This window comes from Acanthopleuribacter pedis, assembly GCF_017377855.1.
Taxonomy (GTDB): Bacteria; Acidobacteriota; Holophagae; order Acanthopleuribacterales; family Acanthopleuribacteraceae; genus Acanthopleuribacter; species Acanthopleuribacter pedis.
In genome coordinates, this window is sequence record NZ_JAFREP010000006.1 from 402,819 (window position 1) to 426,628 (window position 23,810).

The 23,810-nt window shown below is 57.5% G+C and carries 10 protein-coding genes; 7 read left to right on the forward strand and 3 right to left on the reverse strand.

Annotation, left to right across the window (positions count from 1 at the left end; all coding sequences use genetic code 11):
• Positions 1 to 33: 33 nt before the first annotated feature.
• Positions 34 to 1,407 (reverse strand): radical SAM/SPASM domain-containing protein, encoded by a 1,374-nt coding sequence (locus J3U88_RS09420; RefSeq protein WP_207856604.1) that lies wholly within the window; start codon positions 1,405 to 1,407, stop codon positions 34 to 36.
• A gap of 622 nt (positions 1,408 to 2,029) precedes the next feature.
• Positions 2,030 to 2,869, reverse strand: a complete 840-nt coding sequence (locus tag J3U88_RS09425; protein WP_207856605.1) for a hypothetical protein — start codon at positions 2,867 to 2,869, stop codon at positions 2,030 to 2,032.
• Between J3U88_RS09425 and J3U88_RS09430 the strand changes: the two genes are divergently transcribed.
• The 3 genes from J3U88_RS09430 to J3U88_RS09440 all read left to right on the forward strand — a co-directional run bounded on the left by J3U88_RS09430 (position 2,855) and on the right by J3U88_RS09440 (position 9,596).
• Entirely contained in the window at positions 2,855 to 7,828 is a 4,974-nt protein-coding gene (locus J3U88_RS09430) for a response regulator (protein ID WP_207856606.1), read from the forward strand. The genes J3U88_RS09425 and J3U88_RS09430 overlap by 15 nt on opposite strands.
• Before the next feature lie 110 nt (positions 7,829 to 7,938).
• On the forward strand, positions 7,939 to 8,454 hold the full coding sequence (locus J3U88_RS09435; protein ID WP_207856607.1) for a TlpA family protein disulfide reductase: 516 nt from the start codon (positions 7,939 to 7,941) through the stop codon (positions 8,452 to 8,454).
• A 68-nt stretch (positions 8,455 to 8,522) separates the two neighbouring features.
• A complete protein-coding gene (locus tag J3U88_RS09440; protein WP_207856608.1) occupies positions 8,523 to 9,596 on the forward strand; it encodes a hypothetical protein in 1,074 nt (357 codons plus the stop codon).
• 344 nt (positions 9,597 to 9,940) lie between these two features.
• Here J3U88_RS09440 and J3U88_RS09445 read toward each other — a convergent pair whose 3' ends face one another.
• Positions 9,941 to 11,401 (reverse strand): sialidase family protein, encoded by a 1,461-nt coding sequence (locus J3U88_RS09445; RefSeq protein ID WP_207856609.1) that lies wholly within the window; start codon positions 11,399 to 11,401, stop codon positions 9,941 to 9,943.
• 1,130 nt (positions 11,402 to 12,531) lie between these two features.
• On the opposite strand from J3U88_RS09445, the gene J3U88_RS09450 reads away from it, so the two are divergent.
• The 4 genes from J3U88_RS09450 to J3U88_RS09465 form a co-directional block, all read left to right on the forward strand.
• Positions 12,532 to 17,193, forward strand: a complete 4,662-nt coding sequence (locus J3U88_RS09450) for an RHS repeat-associated core domain-containing protein (protein ID WP_207856610.1) — start codon at positions 12,532 to 12,534, stop codon at positions 17,191 to 17,193.
• The gene (locus tag J3U88_RS09455) at positions 17,190 to 17,564 is read left to right on the forward strand and encodes a hypothetical protein (protein ID WP_207856611.1); all 375 of its coding nucleotides are present in this window, start codon (positions 17,190 to 17,192) and stop codon (positions 17,562 to 17,564) included. The genes J3U88_RS09450 and J3U88_RS09455 overlap by 4 nt, the downstream gene beginning before the upstream one ends.
• Positions 17,565 to 17,631: 67 nt before the next feature.
• Positions 17,632 to 18,600 carry a DUF2169 family type VI secretion system accessory protein gene (locus tag J3U88_RS09460; RefSeq protein ID WP_207856612.1) on the forward strand — a complete coding sequence of 323 codons (969 nt, stop codon included), beginning with the start codon at positions 17,632 to 17,634 and terminating at the stop codon, positions 18,598 to 18,600.
• A gap of 1,153 nt (positions 18,601 to 19,753) precedes the next feature.
• The coding region (locus J3U88_RS09465) for an RHS repeat domain-containing protein (protein ID WP_207858318.1) at positions 19,754 to 23,810 on the forward strand (4,057 nt) is incomplete at its 3' end.

Genomic DNA, 23,810 nt, shown 5'->3' on the forward strand with positions numbered 1-23,810 from the left:
GGACCGGTTGATCCGTCACCGAACGCCCGCGGCTTAAACGGGTTGGGCGAGTGGGAACCGTTCGGCGTAGTATTTGAGGTACTTATCGCGGTGCTCTTTGAGACCCGCCAGGAGGTTGCCCTCGTAGGAAGCGACCAAACGCTCGGGGAATTGGACCTTGTCCAGGGAGAAGGCAAGGGGATCATCATAGGGTGCATTGAAGGGTTCTGTCACCATGTCAAAGATACCGTGGTCAAAAGGAAGGCCCGCTGCGCCGGTTTTGAGTGAAAAACGTTCCCGTTGACCGTTGGCAACTTGTTTCAAGGCGCGGTGGTGGCAGTAGGGATTGTTGCCGCGTTTGCCGAAGAAGACATGAGCGGTCCAGTTGCAGCCGCCGCGGCACAATTCGGCAAATTCGCATCCTTTACAGCCGCCCCACAAATGGTCGGTTCCTTCCGGGGTGCCGGCGTTTTCGTTGAACTTGAGTTCTTCCGCATTGTAGAAAATGTCTTCCAGTTTTTTCTCGCGGATATTGCCGCCGGTGTAGGCGTTGGTTGGGAGCGAGGGACAGCCTTTGATGCTGCCGTCGGCCTCGATGCCGATGACTTGCAAACCGGCGTTGCACCCGGTGTAGAAGACGTTCTGATTGTCCTTAAAGCGAACGCCGCGCATGGCGCGTTCGTAGGGGCCGAAGTAACCGATGTTGTTACCCGGTTGTATTTGGAGGCCTTCGGCGTGGCCGGTTTTGGAAAGCCAGGCCAGCATGGGGTAAAGGTCGACCAGTTCCCAGGGCTGCATCAAAATTTGGTTGGATTCCACCGCGTTCCCCATGGGGACGGTGAGCTGAATTTGCCAGAAGCTAACACCCGCGTCGAGCAGGGTTTGGTACAGCAAGGGAAATTGAGGCGCGCTCAATCGGTTAATTTGGGTGTTGCAACCAAAGGGGATGCCGACTTTGCGGAAATGGGCCAAGGTTTGGAAGACTTGTTTCCACGAGCCTTTACGACCGCGCAGCTTGTCGTGAACGGCTTCCAGGCCGTCGACGGAAACCGAAACGCCGCGAATGCCGGCCTCGGCCATGCGTTCGGCAGTGCGTTCGGAGATGCCGAAACCACCGGTGGTCATGGTGGGTCGCATGCCGACGCGGGTAATCTCGGTGGCGAGATCGAGCCAATCCTTGCGCAGGAACGCCTCGCCGCCGATGAGGGAGACTTCTTTGATGCCGAGATCGGCCATCTGGTGGATGAGGTCAAATGCTTCGGCGGTGGACAACTCATCGACACGGCTGTCGCCGGCACGTGAACCGCAGTGGGCACAGGCCAAGTTGCACTTGAGGGTGATTTCCCACACCGCGTAGGTGGTGCGTTGGTAGCTGCCGGAAGTGTCGGCCTCGGCGGCCGGGTTGGCGACGGGATCGGTAAAAACCATGACGACTCCTTGAAACAAAATTTTTGGCGCGGAACGCGGGGAGAACCGGTTCGCGAGGGTGGAGAAGGTGGGGGTGGTGTGAACACGTTAGCCTTAGAAAAAACACATATATCAGTAAAGGTGGCATTGTTTTGTCGGTTGTAAAAATGAGCCTGATGTTTGTTTTCGGTGCGTATTTTTAGCGCGCCAATGTCCGGTATGCGTCCTTCTGAAGTGATTTTTCCCTTAACTTTTCGCTGGCCGTCATCATGAGCGGGGCGACCTGCGGTCAAGAAATCGGTGCGAGAAGTTGACCTAGGTTACAGAAAGCCAAGCCTAAGCACCATAGATTGAAGTCTTAAGGCAAGTACAAGCTAAGTCTAAGGCAAGCGATTGGGTTTCCAGCAGCGAACGCGTTTTACGAAAAAACGAAAAATGCGTTCTCGTGTAAGGCCTTCTATCCTGATCGAAACGAAAATTAAAGTCAAGTAGTCGGCTGAAGAACGGGAAAACGCCGCGGTGGATATATAGAGAAATGATGAAAAACGCCTAAATAGTTGAAAATATGAGGTCATTTTGGTTGACCTGGGCCTGGACACCGACCTAGAATGAGCTTGAAATTTCCCCGTTTGTTAGTGGGATGTCATATTTTCGCGGCAAATTGGCGGAAATTAACTTCTTCATAGGAGAACGTATCATGAAAAAAGTTAACATTGAAAAGCAAGCTGTTCAGGCCAAAGACCTCCTTGCTGAGATCGAAGGTACCGGCGTTAAAGTAAAAACTTCCGTAAAAGCCGGCAACTTCGGCAAATGCATTCCCGGCACTTGCCCTCAGCCGCTCTACGGTGTCGTTATCACCATCTAAGCCGTTTTCAACTGGGGTCTCGCGACCCGCGGGTGCCTTCCAGGTGCCTGAACCCATCTCTTTGAGATGAAGAAACGGGACGACGCCTTGGGGGGTCGTCCCGTTTTTTGTTTGCCCAGCCCGGGTTGGGAATTCGGGCGATTTGCGGTTGGCGACCGCGTTTATGAATATTTTTATGAGAACTGAAGCCGTTCCACGTCGGGGAAATGTTAAAATTTGCCCACCGTGTGCGTGTTCGCTTGTCCCGCCGCATCCGGCGTCTGCCCGCCGCGTTTGGTATTTTGGGATACGGGGGAATTGCTTCCTTAGCGCGTTCACACGTGAGAAAAATCGATCTGGGTTCGGACGGTGGACGTGGCTGAAACACATCATGATCCGGCTTTTACGCCGCTTCACCGGCATGGTTTGCCGGTGGGTTCTTCCTTCGCGTGCATACGGTCCGCCGGACGAGAAGGCGTCTAAGTGTTGGTCCCGCTCCTTTTCCGCCGGGCTGTTGCGCTCGTAACCGGTCGCCGCTTCGTGTTGCCGTGGTTGTTCCTGGTGAGCGGCCTTCTTGTTGCCGATTCCGGCCAGGCCGCGCAGCAGAAAAGGATCCTTGAAGGGGTGAAGTTCGAACACCTCACTACCCGCGACGGCCTCTCTCAAAACGGGGTTTTTACCATCGTTCAGGACCATCACGGCTTTTTATGGTTTGGCACGCGCGACGGGTTAAGCCGTTTCGACGGTCAGCGTTTTCGAACCTATTACCGGGATTTTCAGGATGAAACCACGCTGTTGGACAACAGCGTTTCCCACTTGGCGGTTGGCGGAGACGGTGTGATTTGGGCGCTTAATTATGTCGCCGGCATCAGTCGTTTCGATCCTGAAACAGGCACGTTTCAACGGTTTCCCCTCGGCGCTCCCGAGGCGCCCCAATGCCAACATTTGAACGGCGTCTCGGCCGGTCCCGGCAATACCCTATTCGTCTCCCATGATCGAGGCCTTGCGCAATACAACCCCGAGACGGGCCGCTTCGATGAAATCGACCTTTCGGCCTTGGCGGAAGGCGACGTGGAAAGCGCCGAGATGATTTGGTTTCCCGGGGACGATGCGCTCTGGATCGCGACCAACCAAGGCCTGCTGCGTTACCATCCTGAACAGGGTATTCTCAAAGTCTACGCATTCGACGATACCGATCCCAATCGCCTGCCGCCGCGATTTTTCACCGCCATTCAGCCAAGCGGCCAGGGCAAACTCTGGCTGAGGAGCAGTGCCGGCATCGGTTTGTTTGATCCCGAAACCGAACACTACGAACCGGTGGATTTTGGGTCAGCTTCTTGGCCCGGCGAGGGGGGAGGGATGCTCCGCGACAGCCGCGGCATCCTTTGGATCCCCACCAAAGGCGGGGTCATGCTCTACGATCCCCAATTCGAGACGCTGACCCAGCTACGCGCCGAGGCCAAGGATCCGCGCACCCTTTCCGAGGATCACGTCGTCACCGTGTTTGAGGACCGATCCAACATGGTTTGGCTGGGAACCTTCGGTGGCGGCGTTAACCTGTACAACCGCTCTTCCGAAACCATCGGCCACGTGCGCTTGGATTTCGAGGGCGTGAACAATTATAAGTACGCCGTGTTTGCTTTTGTCGAAGGCGACGATGGTTTGATGCACGTCGCCACCGAGTCGGCCGGGGTGCTGACTTATGATCCAGGCATCGGTTCCGTCGTGCCCGCCCAAGAAGCCTCAAACGACCCGGATGCGGTCCATCCCGACATCCTGGACATGCTGCCCGCCGACGGCGGCATGTGGCTCGGCACGGTCACCGGGCTGAAGTGGTTCGATCCCAAACAACCGCGGTGGCGGGATGTGGCCGACCCGGAAGGGGCCGCATACAACCAACTGCAGCGCAGCATTCAGGACTTAGAATACGGTCCCCATGGTGAAATTTTCATGGCCTCCTTTGGCGGGCTCATCGCCTACCAACCCCGCGACGGCTCCTGGCGTTTTTGGGTCCATGATCCCGAAAATCCCGAGTCCTTGCCCCATAACTTCCTCCTCGCGGCACACCAAACGGAACGGGCTTTGTACCTGGGCACCTATGGCAATGGTTTGTTTGAATTCGACGGCGTGTCCCGTTTTCGGCAATTTCCCGCCGACGGCGCCGACCCCGACGCCTTGAGCCACGCCACCATTCTCACCATCATCGAAGGTCCCGACGGACGCTTGTGGATTGGCACCCTCGGGGGCGGACTGAATGTCTTTGATCCTGAGACGGAACGGTTTAAGCGCTATACACGCAAACATGGATTGGTGAATGAGAAGGTCTTCGGCTTGGCCTTTGACGGTGACGGTGATCTGTGGATCGCGACCAACCGCGGCTTGAGTCGTCTCAATCTTCAAACCGAACAGTTTCGCAACTTTGGTCTCTCCCACAATTTGCAAGCCAATGAATTTGGGCGGGGCGCCATCCTGAGGGCCCGCGACGGTACCATGTATTTCGGCGGGGTCAACGGCTTTAACTTTTTGCAACCCCGCGCCCTGCGAACCCAGGCCTTTCATCCGCCGATTGTGCTCTCCGACGTGGAAGTGCTTAACCTTCCGGTGCAATTCGACCGCGAAACCGCCGATTTGCAAGAGGTCACCTTTGCCCACGACGACCGCGCCATCCAGTTCCATTTCGCCGCGCTTGATTTTCGCAGCCCGCGCGGCTTGCGATACGCCTACCGCGTTCCCGGTCTCACGCCGGACTGGGTTCCCCTGGGCAACAAGGGCGATGTGTCCTTTCCCAAATTGGCGCCCGGCCGTTACACCCTGGAAATGAAGGTTGCCAATGCCGACGGCGAATGGGTTCCCGAGACCCGTAAATTGGCGATTACCGTCACACCGCCGTGGTGGGCCAACCCATACGCCTACGCCCTTTACCTTTTTTCCGGGTTGATGGCGGTTGGTTTTTATTTACGGCGGCAACAGGCCAAACTGCAGCGCTCCGAGGCGATGAACCAACGCTTGATGCGGGTTGACGAGCTGAAAGACGAATTTCTGGCCAATACCAGCCACGAACTGCGCACGCCGATCCACGGTTTGGTGGGGTTGGCTGAATCCTTGTTGGCGGGAGACGCAGGCGAAGTATCGCCCGCGGTGGCCGACAACCTTCAGTTGATGGTGTTGAGCGGGAAGCGGCTGGATAATTTGGTGAACGATATTCTCGATTTCTCCAAACTCAAGCAGGCCGAACTGGTTTTAAACCTGCAACCGGTTGACCCGGCCATGGTGATTGAGGCCGTTTTGGCTGTGTGTCAGCCCTTGGCCGCCGACAAAAAAGTAACCTTGATTAACGATGTTTCCGAATCGTTGCCCTTCGTCAACGCCGACGAGGGCCGCCTGCAACAGGTGTTGTTTAACCTGGTGGGCAACGCGATTAAATTTAGTGAAGAAGGCGAGGTGCGCCTGGTCGGAGAACGCCATGACAACCTGCTGCGCATCGCGGTTCACGACCAGGGGATCGGTTTCGATCCCAGCATGGCGGAAAAAATCTTTGAATCTTTTCAGCAGGGAGACGGATCGGCGACCCGTGAATATGGTGGGACCGGCCTGGGGCTGGCCATTTCGCGTCAGTTAATCGAACGCATGGCGGGGCGCATTTGGGCCGAGGGTTATCCCGGCCGCGGCGCGGTGTTCACCTTTGAACTGCCGATTTCCGGGGAAAAAACCCTGACCGTGTACCGCACCGGCGTGGACGGACGGGTGGCTGAATCCACGCTTGAGGTCAAAAACCCCATTGCCGCGGTGGTTCCGGGTTCCTTTCCGGCCGTCGCAAGCGCGGCGGGCCCGCCCCGTGAATACGCGGTGGGTTTGCCCGATGGGCGTGCGATTCGCATTTTGGCGGTCGATGATGAAGTCGCCAATCGCCGCATTTTGGCCAACTTCCTTCAGGTGCACCGCTACGAGGTGGTCCTGGCCGCCAACGGGATCGAAGCCTTGGAAGCGCTCAAAACCGATTCCTTCGACTTGGTGCTGCTGGATGTGATGATGCCGCGTATGTCCGGCTTCGAGGTGTGTAAACGCATTCGCGAGACCCATTCACTCCAGGAATTGCCCATCATTTTCCTGACCGCCAAAAACCAAAATGCCGACATCGTCACCGCGTTTCAGTTGGGTGCCAACGATTACCTCAGCAAACCTTTTTCGCGGGATTCGCTGCTCTCCCGGGTTAAACCCCACCTGGAGCTGTTGGATATCAACCGCAACCTGGAACAAAAGGTGCTCGAACGCACCCAGGCACTCCAGGCCTACACCCACGAACTGGAAACCCTCAACCGCATTGTGCAAACCATCAACCGTGAGATGAGTGCCGAGGGGTTGTTACCGACCCTGTTAGAGCAGGCGATGGCGTTGTTCCAAAGTGTTTCCTGCGGCACCTTTTTGCTGCGGGATACCCGCGATCAAAAGTTCCGCGTCACCGTGGAAAACGCCTGCACGGCCTATCTTAAAGCCCGTGATTACAGCGAAGCCGCCGTTCGCAAGCAGTTTCTCGCCGATCAATACCAGTTGGATGACGCGACCTATTTCCTACCGCTGACCGACTCGAGTGGGGTGGTGGCGGGCTGGTTCCTGATGATCGCCTTGGTCTTTGAGGGCCGTTTGGAAGGGGTCATGTTGTTGCAAACCCAAACCAATCCCAGCGAGGTTGCCAAAACCGAGTTCACCCGCCTGCACCGTTTCCGCGAACACGCGGTGGTGGCCGTCGGCCGCGTGAAAACCTTAAACGAGTTGGTCGACAAGCAGCGGGAGCGGGTGGCAACCGCGCATTTGGTCGGCATGGCCGAGAACGCGAGTTCGGTGCTGCACAATATGGGCAATAGCCTGAACAGCATTAACATCTCCAGTGAGGTGATCGAACACAAGTTGGCCCAATCCAATTGGCCGTCCTTGGCCGAACGCCTTTTGGCGCGTTTTAAGGGCATGCTCGGCAGCGGTGAGGAAGGCGCGCAACTGACGGAGACCTTGAGCAAACTGCTTATTCGCATTGAACACCGCGACGCCGCCATGTTGGAGGAACTGCGGCGTTTGCGGCAATACCTCAACCAATCTTTGGATGTGCTGCGCGATCAGCACGCGTTGTCCGGTGTGACGGAAAACCCCGAACCGGTTGAAATCAACCCCTTGCTTCAGGCCTGTGCGCAAGCCGTGGAGATCGCCGGTCTTCCGATCGACTTTACCCTGCGTCAGGGCTCGGTACCCATCCTTTATGTCCCGAAAATTAAGTTCATGTTGATGATCGCCGGGCTGATGCGTTACCTCGCCTTCCTGTCGGTGGAGAACGGCGCGCAAGTGCACCCTTGTTACGTTGAATCGGAGCAAGGCACGGGGCACGTTGTGGTTCGGCTTCGTTGCAGCGGCGGGGGTCTTTCAGCGCAACGTCAGCAGAGCTTGTTTGACCAGAACCAATCGGGCGAACTCCACAACAGCGCCAATTTGGCCAAGGAAATCGGCGGTGGCATTGAGGTGGAAAGTGAGGGGCCGGGTCGCGGGGTGACCCTGCTGGTGCGGTTACCCGCGAACATACACCGGGAAACACCGCTCCAGGTCGCGGGTTAGCCTTCCGTTCTTTACCCGAAACGCGTATGCTAGGTAGTGCATTTACAGCACGTCCATTCTGTTGCGGTTACGCCGTTTGCAACGAAATAAGCGAGGGTCCTGAAGGTCGCATGCAACTCAAACGCACTTTGGTTTGGCTTTTGATATGTACCACGGTGGTGGTGGGTTATGCCTTTGAACGCGACATTCGCGCCTATTTTTCCGGTCGTGATCGTTTCGATTTGTCGCGCCTGGCTTTTACCGATACCTTGGGTAACACCGCTCGCCTTGAGAAGGGTTACCGCGGCTACGTGGTTTTCTACAGCGATTACAGCGGCTGCGGCGTTTGTTTGTCCAAATTGATGGAATTGCAAGGTTTCTCGGTGATCTACGAGGACATCGCCATTGTGTCGATTCTCAATGAAAAAAACGATTGGCGCCAGTTTCGCGAGCAGCTTCTGGAATACGGAATTCCCGGCGAGGTGCTGCACGATCCCCATGCCAATTTAGGAAAAAAGCTTGCCTTGAGCCCCCATCCCCAGTTGTTGTTTTTCGACCGCCACCAAAACTTGGTGGCGATGGTGCCCATGACCGTGCGCCATGAACAACTTTGGAAACAGATCCATATTTATGCCGGGGAACTTTAGGCGGCCTGCTCGCTTCACCTGACGGGATTTTTTTGAGGTAACCGACTGAATTTTATGAGGTAGCTCCCATGGCTCAATCTTTGGATTTATCCGCCCTGGACACCTATATCGACGCCAACCAAGACCTGTTACCGGGTTTGGCGGAACTGTTCTCCTTTGGGAACGCGGTTCCCATGGATGTGCGAAACTGCCTTGACGGGCTTTCCTCGCGCGACCATTACGACGCGGTGCTGCGGCGGATGCAGCGGGGCCTCAGCGTTCCCGACGTGTATATCGCCGCCCATCATGCGATGTTGATGGGTGCGGTGGTCGAACGGGGCGGCGATCCCGATTTGGCTGTGGAAGGCGTGTTGGACCGTTTGACCGAAATGCTGCCGGCCTGGCGACGTGCGTTGGGCATCCTTGACCAGCATTGTTTTATCCAACACAGTTCCGCGATGACCGACCACAAGCTTCAGGTATTGGCGCGGGTTGATTGGGAAGCCGCCAAAACCTTGCTGGGCGTTTCCTGCATGGTGCCCGCCGCGATGGCGATGGTGACGCGAAGCAAGGCGGCGCGCATCGCGGCGCGGCGACGCACCGGTTTGATCGCGGCGGTGGCCGAAATGGAACGCGCCGATTACCACGCCTTTTACATCCACGAAACCCTCGCCGCGGTGGATGATATGCGTTTGTTGGTGCTCCATGGCGGCCAGGGTCGGGGAGCCTGGGTTCGGCTGGACATGGTTCGCAATGCGTTTCAATTGTTCACCTTGCTGCAAGGGACCTTGGTTGAGGAAGGGATTGTTGCCGGGCCGCAACCGAACGCGGCCTTGGTTGCTTGTGCGCGGGGTTTAAGCGTTGCCCGCGATCCCGCCGCCCTGATGGATCGTGCGGTTTGGGGTTATTTGCCATGGTACGCGGCGCGCGCGGACGGGGGTTTGGACGGCTTGGCTTTTGTACCGGGTGAGGTGCGTCCCGATGGGATTGCCCGCTATGAAGATCACGCGGTGCTTTTACTGGACGCGCCCCTCATGGCACGTACCTGGGACGGCCATTTTTTTGCGCCTTACCACGACGCCTTGCGCCCAAATGTGATTGTTGAATCGGTTCTGACGCCGGAAGAGGTCGCTCTCTGGATGAAGCGCTTCGCCGCAAGCTAGCCCGCATTTCTCACCAGAATTCATCGCGAGACTTTGAAATCGCTGTGAGTACACAGGTTACCTGGTCGGGCAAACGTAGCGGGGCCGACCCTTGGCGGGGCCGACCCTTGGCGGGGCCGACCCCTCGGCGTAGCAGTGCTACGACGAGGCTGTCCCACCGTTGGTTTGCAATCGTGCGACCAAGTAACCTAAGTAATCGAAGCTGTTTCAGCGCCGGAGCAGAACTTTTGGTGAGCATACGGGCTAACCCGCCGCGGGTTGCTTGACGGCGTGGAACCATTCTTTGGGTGTGGTGCCCGGCAGGCGTTTAATCAGCGGCTCCTGTTTGGTTCTAGTAGCTGGGTTCATTCGTCCTGTTTGGCGAGGGCGGAAGCAAGCCCGCACGCTTCATTAATGATTTGGACCAAATTCAAAATCGAAACCGAGCTTGGCCAAGTCGCCACCGTGGGCGCGAAGGAATCGGGGATGGTGCATCCCGCGGGTGGCGACAGCGCGAACACAATGTCGCCGTCCTCGTTCGTGATGCTGCCGCTCCAGACAGAGAGCCAACGGCCGTCGCCGTAGTTCAGGTGGGGTCTATTGTCGAAGTTGTTGGCGCTGTCGGTGAGGGCGTAGTCGTTGACCAGGGTACGGGTTGACCAGGCCAGACCCATGTCGGTGCTCGCCGAGGAATAGATGTCCGTGTCTGTCCCGGAATCGCCGGGATCGTTGTTGCCCGCCCAAACCGTGACCCACGAACCCGCGCCATAGTGAATGCGCGGCACCGCGTCGTTGACCGCGTCGGTGGTGCCTTCAATGGCGCGGGCCGAGGTCCAAGTAACCCCCGAGTCAATCGAACGGCTGAACATCACATCGTTGTCCGTGCCGTTGGTGCCGAGGTCGTGGTCCGTACTCCATACTGCCAGCCAGTTGCCCGCGCCGTCGGTGGCAAGATCGGGGTTGGTGTCATTGGCGCTGTCGGTAAACGCGTAGTCGTTAATAGGCGCGGGGTCGCTCCAGGTGGTACCAAAGTCCTGGCTGCGGGAGAACACAATATCCCGATCCAAACCACCGGAACGGGCGAGGATCATGTTTTGGCTTGCCCAGACGATGATCCAAACACCCCGTCCGTCGGTTTTCACCTCAGGGTTGTTGTCCTGGCCGCTATCGCTTTCGCCGTCACTGTTGAGCAGCAGCGCTGTGGTCCAGGTCGCGGCGTTGTCCGCTGAGGTGGCCACAAAGATGTCGTTGTCGGTGCCGGTGTTGCCATTGGGATCGTTGGATTGCCAGGTACACATCCAACCGTTGCCACCGTCCGAGGCGATGGATGGGAAAAATTCGTCGCCGGTATCGGAAGAGGCGGTGATGGATACCGCGGCAGGGGTGGTCCAGCCGGCGCCGTGGTCGTCGGAGATGCTGTAAAAGATGTCGTAGTCTGAGCCGAAATTACCCTGGGGGTCGTTGGATCGCCACACAACCACCCAGCGGCCGTTGCCGTCGGTTGCGACGCACGGCTCAAAATCGAGTCCTGAATCCATTTCCGCGCTGTTGATCACAAACGAAGGCGACCAGGTAAGGCCGTTGTCGGTTGAGACGGCACCGAAGATATCAAAGTCGGTACCCACCGTATCGTCGCGGCTGTCGGTGCTGCTCCATACCGCCATCCACCGGCCCTGGCTATCCACGGCGAGGTTGGGTTCGCTGTCGCCCCCGGCGTCTACCTCGGCGTTGGTATTGAGGTAGGCGGCGTCGCCCCACGTGGTTTGGGCGAAAGCAAGCTGATTCAACAAGAACATCACCATCAAACATTTGAGCAGAGGGTTCACTGTTTCCTCCTGGGCCGAGGTCCCCCTCAACGGGGGCTTCGGGATTGGGCGTGGACAACAAGCAGTTTGCGGGACCGCGAGACGGAAGGTTCCCGGCTGAAGGTCGTGGGTAAATTGTCAGGTTTGGTTTCTTGTCTTGTCGGTAAACTTGGGGTGGAACATGAAAGAAAAGTTGGGGTGGCGGGATCCTGGACAAAGATGTGACGGCCATTTATTTGAAAGGCTTTTCGTTTGTCCAAGCGGTCCAAAAAAGCAACGATGCGGGACGGCCAGGTCAAAAAACGAAGGGCCGACCCATGGGGAGCCACGGACCCAAAATCAGGAAACAAAGCGGGTTTTGGCCATTTGAGGAACCCGTGTTTCGTTGAGAAAGGGTGGGGAAGGTCGCAAAACCATGCTTGGTGATATCAGATTATCAAAAAAAGACTTGTGCTGGTAATGAGAGTGCGTTATCTTTTGTCTCACAGAACGCAGTGACGCCCCCTGTACCAACAGCTACGACGGTACGCGGCAAACGCGCTGGTTCTCCTCTGAATTCTTTACTTCGCCCGCATTCCTCACAGGGGTTTTTGCCCTGTCGCGGAAGCCCTTGTGAGCAATGCGGGTTTAGGGTTACCTGGGTGCCTGCAAGCGGGGGCGCGGCCTGGACCAATTGGGTCACGGTGCCGTGCCTTAAGACCATCCACGTAATCTGTCCCCCGCGCCCCTTCCCGGGGCGCATTTTTTTTTTGTAACCCTTATTACTTCACATCGCCGCCTGGAGTCACTATATTAGACAGTGCAGAGCCACACATTATGAGGTGGGTTTGCGGCGTGGACTCGCGGTAACGCCTATCACGTAACCCCGAAAACACGCGGTCCTGAAGAAACACGGCGGTTTTTTGGACGTATGCCTTTAGCTAGGCGGTTGGAAAAACCGATATCCTTATACAAGCGCTGTTCCGCGGGACATGGGTGGATTCGCCGACGGCGGTACACCACGGCAATCGCAAGGCGACCGACGGTATAAACCCCTGCACTGAGTAGGTGACCTTTGGGCGGGTTGCGTTGCACGATTTTTCCTCCGGCTGTCTATGGTGCCGGTCCGGTGAAATCACGCTGCTCCTTATCGCTATTACAAAGAGGTACCTATGACATTTCCAGGTAGTGGTCCCGACACCTTGCTCAAAGGCCGTTTCTTCCGGCACGACAAGAACTTTTACGCGTTTAAAGTGCCCGACCTTTATCCCACCTTTAGTTATGACGCGGCGCGTGTCGGGCAGGCTCAGAAGTGGATGGAGCACGCGCGGCAAAGTGTCACCACCGCCGAGGTGTCGGTGCCCAACATTGACGGCGAAGAATTTTTGTTCGAGTACCTCGGCAAGCAAAGAATGCTCGAACGCTACCGCCTGGAAATTTTACTGGCCGAAAGTCCCGGCTACGTCTTGCAATACGCGGAAAGCCTGCGCACCGAGTTGCGCCAAAACGAAGAAGTGCTGCGCTCCTGGGTTCACAGCCACACCATGGAAAAATATTTTGACGGCCTGATTGTCTCCGGCGACTTTTATTACACCTACACCGGCCGTCATGCACCGCAACTGTTCCAGGGCAGTTACGAATGGTGGCAACTGGTTGAGTTGGTGCGTGCATCCGGTATTGAGATTCCGCCCGAATACAATTATCCGATTCCGCGTACCGGCATTCTCACCGGTGCCGAATTCTGGGCCGCCGCGCAAAACGTACTCAACAACCGCATTTTCATTCCCCAGGATGTTCTCAACGAAGAGGGCAGTGGCGGTGGTGCCGGCGGCGGTGGTGGTGCCGGTGGTGGATCCGGCGGATCCGGCGGATCTGGTGGCTCCGGCGGCGGTGGTTCCGCGGCGAGTGACAATGCGCCGGCGCCCGCGCCCGCCCCGGCAAGCGGTCCCAGCATTGGTCCCGACGGTTCGATTAGCGGCGATACCAATCCGCCCGCGGCCCCGGAGACAGAAGAAGAATCCAGTTGGTGGAGCGGCCTCGCCAATGCTGTTTCCAATATTTCACTTTCCGATGTGATCCATACCACCTTGGACATTGTCGGCTTGGTACCCGGTTTGGGTGAAGTTGCCGACGGCCTGAACGCGCTGATTTACCTCGCCGAGGGCAACTATACCGACGCGGCCCTGTCCGCCGCCGCGATGATTCCGTTTGCGGGTGCCGGTGCCACGGCTGCCAAATTCGCCAAAAAAACCGGCGTCGGCAAAGCGATGGTGAAAGCCGGCGAGGGTGTGGTTAACAAGGTTTCCAAGGCCGCGAGCAAAATTGACAACGGCTTGCCCAGCGGCAAGATCAAAGAAACCTGTACCGGCGGCTGCCCGATCAGCATGGTGACCGGTGAGGAACTGCTGCAATTCACCGAGTACCTGTTGCCGGGCCCCTTGCCCTATGTGTTCGAGCGTACCTACCGCAGCGGCCATACCGAGGATGTCGGTTTGGGTCGCGGCTGGACCTTCAGCGGCTGCGAAAGCCTGCACAGCGAAGGTGGCGAGCTTATTTACCGCACCGACGAGGCCCGTTCCGTGGCCTTCCCGACCCCGGCTGTCGGCGAAACCGTCGGCCAGGTGCTCGAGGGTTTGTTCCTGAGTCGTCCTGAGACGGATCGTTTTGAACTGGCCGACCGCGACGGTTTTACCCGTGTCTTTAGCGGGGAAGGCGGCCGTTGGCGCTTGGCGCAGTACCGCAACCGCACCGGCCAAAAGGTCGATTTTGAATACCGCAACGGCCGGCTGTTCCAGGTGGTCTCCCAGAGCGGCAACCGCCTGCGTTTTGAAACCAACGACCGCGGCCTGTTCAGCGGCGTGGATCTGTTGCTCAAAGGCGCCGAGGCAGCCGATCACCGCGTTTTGGCCTTTGAATACGACGCGGATCGCAACCTGATCGCCAACCGCGATGCGAGCGGCCACGGCGAAAAATACCAATACCGCAACCACGTGTTGATTCAGCGTACCCTGCGCACCGGATTCAATTATTACTTCGAATGGGACCGCTACGACACCGGCGCGCGCTGCCTGCACAACTGGGGCGACGGCGGCAATTACGACGTCCGTTTCAAGTGGTTCCCCGAGCAGCATCGCAGCGAAATCACCGACAGCCGCGGGTTCACCACCCTGTACCAGTACAACGAAATGGGTCACCTGCTGTCGGAAACCGACGGTGAGGGCAACGTCTCCCGTTTCGAGCGCAACAGCGCCGGCCATATGGTGAAGTTGCATGATCCGACCGGGGCTGTTCACGAGAGCAAGGTCAACGATTTGGGCCTGGTCACCAAACGGACCGCGCCCACCGGTGCCGTCAACCATACCGAGTACAACGAACACGGAAAACCCGTCCGCTACACCGATGAATTGGGTTATGTCTGGCGTCGCGAGTACGATGCGGGACAGCGCCTCATCGCCAATATTGATCCGCTCGGCAACACCACGCGGTATGCCTACAACAGCATGGGCCGTCCGGTGAAGATTACCCGGCCCGACGGCCGCGTCCACGAAATGGTGTGGAACGCCAACGGCGCCTTGGTTTCTGAAACCGGCGTTGACGGCATTGAAATTCGTTACCAATACGACGCGTACGATCACATGACCGCCGTGATCGAAGGCGACAAGGTGACCCGCTACGAATACGACAAGCTGGGGCGCGTCACGCGTATTATCCGCCCGGATGAGACCACGCTGCGGCTTGAGTGGCATGCCAACCACATGGTTAGCAAGTACATCGACGACCAGGGCAACACCACCCAGTACTTCTATGAAGACGGCTTGGACGAGGTCACCCGCCGCGTCAATCCCGACGGCAGCGAACTGCGCTACGAATGGGATACCGAACGCAACCTGACCGCCTTAATCAACGAAAACGGCGAACGCGCGCAATTTTTCTACGACGGCAACGAACGCCTGATCAAAGAAATCGGTTTCGACGGCCGCGAGCAAAACTACCGTTACGACGCCGCCGGCAAGCTGATCGAACACCGCGACGGCGCGCATCGCGTGATCCACTTCGAACGCAACGCGCTGGGCGCCTTGATCAAGAAAACCGCCCGCGATCTGCAATCCGGCCTGGCGCAAACCAGCGAATTTGCCTACGATGCCGCCGGCCGCATGACCCGCGCCGACAACCCCGCCCGCAACCTGCGGTTCTTCTACGGGCCGCTCGGTCAGTTGTTGGAAGAATGGCAGGACAACCAGGTGATCCAGCGGGCCTTTGACCAAAACGGCAACCGCACCGCGCTGTCTTTGCCCGGCGGAACGAACCTTTCCTTCAGCCACGATCCCATGGGTCGTTTGCTGGACATTCACCACGGCGAGCGTTTGCTGAGCCGCGGCGAATATGACGGGGCCGGCCGCGAGCGGGTGCGTCACCTCGGCAACGGTGTCCAGGTCCACCACGACTACGATCCCGCCGGCCGCCTGCAACAAATTCAGGCGGTGAACAACCGTCGTGAAACGCTGATTCAGCGCGACTTCCAATACGACCAACAGGGCTTGCTCGCCCAAATTGACGACCTGACCAAAGGCACCACCCGCTATCGCTACGATCAAAACGAACGTTTGCGTTCCGTGGACGGTTTTCTCAAGGAAACCTTTGCCTTTGACCCGGCCGGCAACATCCTCGATCCCGACGCCGGCGAAGCTCAAACCACCGTGGCCGGCGACCGCCTCGGCGTGTTCCGCGACCGCAAGTTCCAATACGACGACGCGGGCAACCTGACCCGCATCAACCAAGGCCCGACCGGCGCCGAGGAAACCAACCTGACCTACGGTCCCGATAACCAGCTCATTCGGGTAGAACGGGACGGGTTAACCACCGAATACCAATACGACGCCTTTAACCGTCGCGTCGCCAAAATCAAAGGCGGCAAACGCACCGCGTTTTTCTGGGACAACCACGCCCTTGCCGCCGAACACACCGAGGACGGCTGGAAAACCTTTGTCTACGATGTGGACGGCCTGACCCCGGTTGCCATGTTGCAAAACGACAAGGCCTACTACTACCACAACGACCACCTGGGTACCCCGCAAGAAATGACCGATGAACGCGGCAAAATCGTGTGGTCGGCGCGCTACCGTGCCTATGGCGAGGTGGCCGAATACCTCGCCGAAGAGGTGCATAACCCGCTGCGTTTTGCGGGTCAGTACCACGACGAAGAAAGCGGGTTGCACTACAACAACAACCGTTATTACGACCCCGTTGTCGGCCGTTTCATCCACCAGGACCCCATCGGGTTCGCGGGCGGCACCAACCTCTACCAATACGCGCCCAACCCGATTGGCTGGACCGATCCCTCCGGTTTGTCCTGTAAAAAAGGCAAACAAAACTCTTGGAACGAATTCCAAAAAGCCCACAAGGGCCAATTTAAGGATTCCTCCGAGGCATCCAAGGCCTACCAAGATCTGGTTTCCGGTCAGTCGCCCTGGCCCATCGGCTACACCCCTAAGACGGAGACACTTAAGCCGGGTACCAAGTTCGAAATGGCGGTTGGACCGGGGCAACCGGTTGATCGACCCGGCGGTTTCGGTACACCGGACTACATTAAGGATATGGATTTTGTGCGCGACGATCTCGCCGTAAAGCAAGCGTGGAAGCCGGATGTCGACCGCGTCGTAACCTACGAGGTCGTGAAAGATCTCCCGGCCAAAACAGGCCCGGTCGGTCCGCAAATCGACGAGGCGACCGGCCGTTATTTGCCGGGCGGCGGGAACCAGCTGGAAATGACCGTGGCGCCGAAAGACCGCATGAACTATTTGAAAGTTGTGAGTGTAAGGAAGCTAGGCACATGATCGAAGAACTTGACGTAGATGAAACGGCCGGCAAAGTGCGCTGGCGTTTTCAAGGAAAAAGGGTAGAGGCCGAAAGCGCCAATGCCTTGAATGGATCAGCCCTGTATTTTGAAACCGGCGGTTTTGTCGGGGTGATGAACGGGGTCAAACGCGATACCCACCACGTTGATTGTTTTGATCCCCGCGACGGGCGCCTGATGTTTCAGGTCAAGGCGCCCGAGGGTTTTTCAATCAGCTACTTAGCCAACCATCCCGATGCCGCGGCCGCCGTGGTATGCGGTGCCGATGAAAAGGTCGACGGATGGTATGATTGGCATTTCGCCATTGATCCCAAAAACGGCTCGCTGAAACGGATCTCACCCGCCTATTGACCAACAGGGCGGGGCGACCCTCGCCAACCACCGGCCGGATCACCCGGTTGAGACAAGGAACATCATCATGGAAACCCGCAACTACCTTCCTTTTCCCAATGCTTCCTACCGTTGCCGCGATAACCGCAAGCGACCTTTGCTGGTGGCCGTCGCCAAGGGCACCTTCAAGATTGAAGACGGCAAGGTGCTCAAACCGGTGCAGGAACAAAAGCCGGTTCTGCCCAAGGACACCTATTTTGGTGAACCCGGCGCCTCTTCGATCTTGCGCCCTTCCGATTTCGTTCCCGCCAAACCGCGCACCGACGTCTTTGTCAACGCGTTGGCCCACGCGCCCGGCGGCAAACCCCAGGCCCAATGGTTGGCCGAGGTGCAGGTGGGCATTCATACCGCCGCCTACAAAATCTTGGGCCGCCGCAACTGGGTTTATTCCGGTGCCGAGAGCCGATGGATGTTGGAAGACCCCAAACCTGTGCCCACCGTGCCGCTGCGTTACGAGCAGGCCTACGGGGGCCGCGGCGAGGTCGACGGGGAAGAGAAGGTGTTTGGCAAAAACCCGCTGGGCACCGGCTTTGTTGCGCCGGCGCATCCCAGTGACGGCGACAAGGTCAAAGCCCCGCAAATCGAAATGCCAGGTTACCCCGTCACCGAGCTTGGCGGGGATTACCTCCCGGCCGGCTTGTGTGCCACCTACGAGGATTGGGGTTTGCACAGCGACGACGCGCCTTACGCCGCCTGTAACCGCGCCCACCCCAGCTTGATGTTCCCGGGCAAAGTGCCGGCCGACGCCTGGGTCACCCTCACCAACCTAAGCCCCGAGGGGCGCCTATCGTTCGGATTACCCCCGTACCAGATGATCAACCTGGTGCGTTACGTGGACGGCGGCATGTTGCCCGGAGCGATGGTACTCGACACCATTGCCATCGACGTCCCCAACATGGAAGTCCAGCTCACCTGGCGCCTCCCGATTTCGCTAAATTCGGAAGTGCGCGTACTCGAGTTCCGCATGGAACAAAACGCCGAGAAAAACGCCTCGTAACTCTACCGCCGGCCCGGTCCCACCGGGCCGGGACCGCGTATTTTCAGGTAGGCACGAGACGAACCCCATCTTTTAATAGCGGCTTCACCCGGCTTAACTTTGCCGAGTCATAAAACGCCGCGCGGAATGCTTGCCCACGAATGATTGAAGATTCGTCTGATCCGAATAGGGTTAAAAGCCGGAATTCTTCAGGATGGGGAAATCCTGAGGGATTCGCGTGGGCCACCACCGAGGGCTCATTCATCTTTCCGTTGCTCGCAAACATCTACCAGACAAACAAGCCGGTTAGGAAGAAATAACGACTTCCGAGTGTAGCTACAGGACAGGAAAACCCATGTCGCCATCGAAATTATCCAAAATAGAAGCTGGTGACATCTGGGTGACTCCTCAGGAAAACCACAACATGCGTGGATCGTGAGATCACGCTCGGCACGAAGAAACACTGAAATCAAAAAATTATGCCAGCGGTGATCAACGCTTTTGGTGTCAAAATGCGCTTTGCAGGGTACAGCCCTCTCCAATACCCATGCAATCCAACAGCTTGTGCTGACCAAGTTCCTGGGCGGGGATACGTTTCATGAGCCAATGGTCGGGCCCATTACCCTGGCGTCAGGTGATCGGATTCTGCTTTGCTCGTGAGGCGCTTACGACTCGCTTAATGATGAGATCATTCGTGGTATTTTGAACGACGAGACTCTAAAAACCAGCGATGCCGCCAAGCAGATGGTTCGGCTAGTACGCGAAAGAGGCGAAGAAAATAATCCAACTGCAGCGAGTGAAAAGCTTGGCTAAGATTGGGTTCTAAAGATATTTTTATGTGTGTGCAAATATCTTTCGACGATCTTTCTGTGAATTTCGTAGCCTATTTTTTTTCTGTTTGTGTTTAATATTTGGAGCCGGCCAAAGGAAAGAACGATCTCCTAATGAAATCACCCCAAAAGCCCTTGTCCTTTTTCCCGGTCAGGCACGTTCTCGATTCGAGCCCAGCCCGCTGGAAGTCCTCGCTCTTTTTTCGGTTCCTCCTAACGCTAGCCTTGGACACACCGGCGGGTTTTGATCCAGATACCCCTGTACGTCACTTGGGCAACCTGGCCATGTGTCATCCTTCTATTTTTTCAAAACTTGAATATTCCTATCCCTGCTAGGAGTCTTTATGACCCGCGATCTCATTTTTGAACGTCGCTGTGCCTTTGTATGCACGCGCGTCCGTTTTCTGTTAGCCCTTTTGCTTTTTGTTTGCCCCCTTCAATCAACCCTGGCCTTTCAAGGTGAGACCCAAAATCTAAATCCCGCCGTCACCGGCACCGTCGACGGCGTGATTCCTCTATCCTCCGACGCGGATCACCTGGGCCTCAACATTGCCGCGCCCTATTCCAGCGTCAACGAGTTCACGGGAAAACTTCAGGTGAGCCTCGATCCGATTGGTGTTCCCGAGCTTAGCATTCGCCCGATTTACAAGGCTTACCAACAGAAGCACTGCAACGACGAAAGCGGGTTTCGGCTGTGTCCGATGAACGAACCCGACACCGGTTCCGTGCTCGGCGAGGGTTGGAACCTTCATTTCGGCTTCATCATCGCGCGCAACGCGATCTACGGAGCCCCTGGTTCGAGCGATTGGGAGCGGGTGCGATTTGTGGACACCGCCGGCAACGTCACCACCTTCGGCCGCGACGCGGTTTTCCAAGCGGACCCGCAAGACGGTGGCGCCTCGGATCACTGCACGGCAGGTGGCTGCGTGCCCAACCAAGCCGACGTCCATTTCATCGATGACCAACTCCGCCGGATCAGCCGCGGTCGGCGTTCGGATGGCACGAGCTTGCAGGGGTTTTCCCATTTCCCCTATGTGCTTTCGGACCCGAACGGCCAAAAAACAGAATACCGGGCAACACGTTTTGTCACCAATCCAGCCAATGCAAGCAGTGTGACCTTTTACCCCACACAGATCTGGTCGCCAAGCGGTCGGTTGCTGCGCATTGATTACGTTGGCGGAACCGATCCTGACGGTACGCTCCCCGACTTTCCCCGCATTGAGAGGGTCACGGACGAAAACGGCCGAAGTTTGGTGTTCCATTACCAGGGCGCTCTTCTTGAGCGCATCACGTTGGAAGCCGGACAAAATACCAAGCTGCTCAAACGATTCGCCTACCGCCAGGTGTTCGCGGGCGGTACTTCCCACACCACGCTTCACAAGGTGATCACGCCCGAGGGCTACGAAACGGTTTTCACCATGGAAGACGTCGGTGAGCCCAAGCCGCTGCTGACGGCCTTGACTCTGCCAACCGGTGGCACGGTTCACTACCAATACGACACCCAACGTTTTGAGTACCTCCAACCGGATGCGCGTGATTGCACGAACCGCCGCGTCGATGATTGCGTAACGCTAGAGCCCCGCTACCGGTTTTTCACCCGAGTCAGTGAGGTCAGCCACGGCGGCGGCCGTTACGCTTTCGATTACCGCCAGTGGTCGGTAGAGGAAGAACGGCAAAGCGCAACCGGTCAAGGCGCACTGGACGTGACCGTTACCCAAACGAACGGCGCCCATGCCTTCCAGCGCACCACCACCTACATCAACACCCCACTTTTTGAGACCAACTACCGCGTTTTCACGGATGGGTACCTGGTTGGCCGTCCGCGCGCCAAGCAAACCACCTACCGTGACACGACCCTCAACGAATCCTGGCGTTACACGCCGGAACTGAGCATCGCCGCGCATGCCGGGGGCGACAGCGTCTCGGTCAGCGCCGTTCGTCAATACGCACAGCAGATCGACGGGCAATGGATCGACACCCATTACGACTATTCCTGGTTCGAAGACGGCAACTGGCAACCCGGCGACTTCCGCGAGGCATTTCTCCAGCCGGTCAAGATCACCCGGCAGGCCCGTGGCAGCAACCTGTCTTTGATCCGTGAATTCGATTATGACCACCGCTTTGTTGCCAATTTCGGCTGGGATCACAACACCACCCTCCACCAATATGCCTTGGCGCTACTCACGCGCGACCAACAAACGCTGGTTGAGGTTGGCCGGGAAACCTTGCTTGATCGAACAACCTACCGCTACGAGGACGTTTATTTTCCATTCCCCACCAAGGTTGAGCATTGGCAGGACGCCACCACCTATCGCACCGAGCGCTACATTTACATCCAAAAAGGGAGCAATCGAGGGCGTTTGCTCACCGCCAAACGCCTCGGACAAAGCGGGCTGACGACTTACAACAGCTACCAATATGGCCAGGCTTCAAGCATTAGCTTGCCCGAGGGCGAGTCGATGTCGCGCACCGTCGATTATGACGGGACCGTCGCCAACGAAACCATCAACGGCGTCACCACCGTCTACGGTTACGACGCCGACCTTCGCTTGATCAGCGTTCAGGTACCCGCGACCGCGCCGTTGATTACCGAGTTCTCGCCGCCAGGGGTTACCCCGACCACGGTGGCGACCTTTTACGAATTGGGCCAAGGGCTCCGCCTGGCCGAGGATCAGCCTTTCCCGATTGCGACGCGAACCATCGCGGAACGGGTTCCGGTTGAGACGGTGACCCTGGATGATTGGGGCCGCGTTCATCTGGAAACGCGCCAGACTTCGCCAAGCCACATCTACACCCGAACCCATGGCTATTCACCACTCGGTACCAAAGAAACCCTGGAAGCGGAGAACGGCCGTTGGACCTACCACCTTGACGTGTATGGACGACCAACCCACGCCGAGCACCACGACATTCGCGACGGCCTGTTGTTGCTCAAGACCGATTTCCAATACGAAACAAAAGCAGACGGGGCCACGGTCGTTACCGAAACCACCGAGGCCCAAACCCGAGATTACAGCAGCCTGCCGATTGAACCCCAACTCCCAACGACGCGGGTTTCCACGGTGACCAGGACCAGTGAAACGGATCTTGCCACACGCCTGGTGCGTGCCGAAACCAACGGACAACCGGTGGTTTTCGACTATGCGCCGCACGCCAAGGGTGTGGAAATCACCACGCGGCCTTATGACGACCCATCCTTGGAACGTGTCACCGTCACCAATCTCTTGGGTGACCTGGTCGCTGAAAGCCATCCCGAAATCGAACATCCGATTCATTACGACTACGATGCGGACGGCCTGCTTGAGGAGCAATACCACGGCGGGATCAATGACAAAAAGATGCGGCGGGTATTTCGTTACGACGATGCCGGACGTTTGGTTGAGAAGTTGGGTTCCACGCTGGAAGCGCCCGGTGTTTTACAGCCGCTCTCTTCGTTCACCTATGACCCGCTGGGTCGGTTGATTGAGGCCACGCAATTCAACAACCACCAATACCCGGTGACCATCACCTACGACGCGTTCGACAGCGCCAACCGGGTACAGACATACCAGGTGTTCATCCCCCAAATCGAACACACCGATTTCAGCAGCGTGCCTTACCGCGACCTGGGTGGCTCACGGCGATATCGGGTTTCCCTGGATTACGAGGCGCTTGGCCGCGTGTCGGCAATCAAACACGCCAACGGTGGCTTCACCGGCTACAGCTATGAATTCGATGCCTCACCGTTCGAGGTGTTTTACGGTTTTGGACCGGCCCACCCGCAAGGACCGGACTTCGCCCAAGTCATCGACCTGGCGCGGTTTCATCCCTACAACGGCAACAACTTGAGCGCCGCCTATGATTTGGATCGTTGCCAATCAAAGGGCTGTAACGAAACCTTGCGCGCCATGGCGGCGCCCGAGTTGGACCAACGCCATGGATTTGACGGCCGGATCTTCACCACCACCGACGCCTACCTGGCCACCTTCGAGCAAAACACACGATCCTTCGCCCAATATCCCAACGTACCCTTCTTCGCGATCCAAGCGGTTGACAGTCTCGGTCGCCCCCGGCTCCACCGCCTGTTTGACATCCTCTCGACCGGCGAGGCTCTTTTTACCGAAGCCACCATCCAGTACAACGCCTTCGGGTTCGTGGACCATTTGATTCGGCGCGACAACCTGTTCAGCTCGCGCTTGTTTTTCTACGACTACACCGAGCTGGGTCAACTCGCGAAGCTCAGCATGGGTTCGGCGACCGTTGATTACCGCTACGATCCACGCGGGAACTTGATTTCCCGATCCGGGTTAAGCGTAAACGTCGGTGGCGATACCCTTCAACTGCCAAGCTTTTCAGCGAGTTACAGTGAGGGAAACCCATACCATCACGACGGCGACGGGATGGACTACGACGGGGTGGGGC

Excerpts from the sequence above, each read along its gene's own strand:
- J3U88_RS09420 (WP_207856604.1), bottom strand. The coding sequence starts at position 1,407 with ATGGTTTTTACCGATCCCGTCGCCAACCCGGCCGCCGAGGCCGACACT.
- J3U88_RS09435 (WP_207856607.1), top strand. The coding sequence starts at position 7,939 with ATGCAACTCAAACGCACTTTGGTTTGGCTTTTGATATGTACCACGGTG.
- J3U88_RS09440 (WP_207856608.1), top strand. The coding sequence starts at position 8,523 with ATGGCTCAATCTTTGGATTTATCCGCCCTGGACACCTATATCGACGCC.
- J3U88_RS09450 (WP_207856610.1), top strand. The coding sequence starts at position 12,532 with ATGACATTTCCAGGTAGTGGTCCCGACACCTTGCTCAAAGGCCGTTTC.
- J3U88_RS09455 (WP_207856611.1), top strand. The coding sequence starts at position 17,190 with ATGATCGAAGAACTTGACGTAGATGAAACGGCCGGCAAAGTGCGCTGG.
- J3U88_RS09460 (WP_207856612.1), top strand. The coding sequence starts at position 17,632 with ATGGAAACCCGCAACTACCTTCCTTTTCCCAATGCTTCCTACCGTTGC.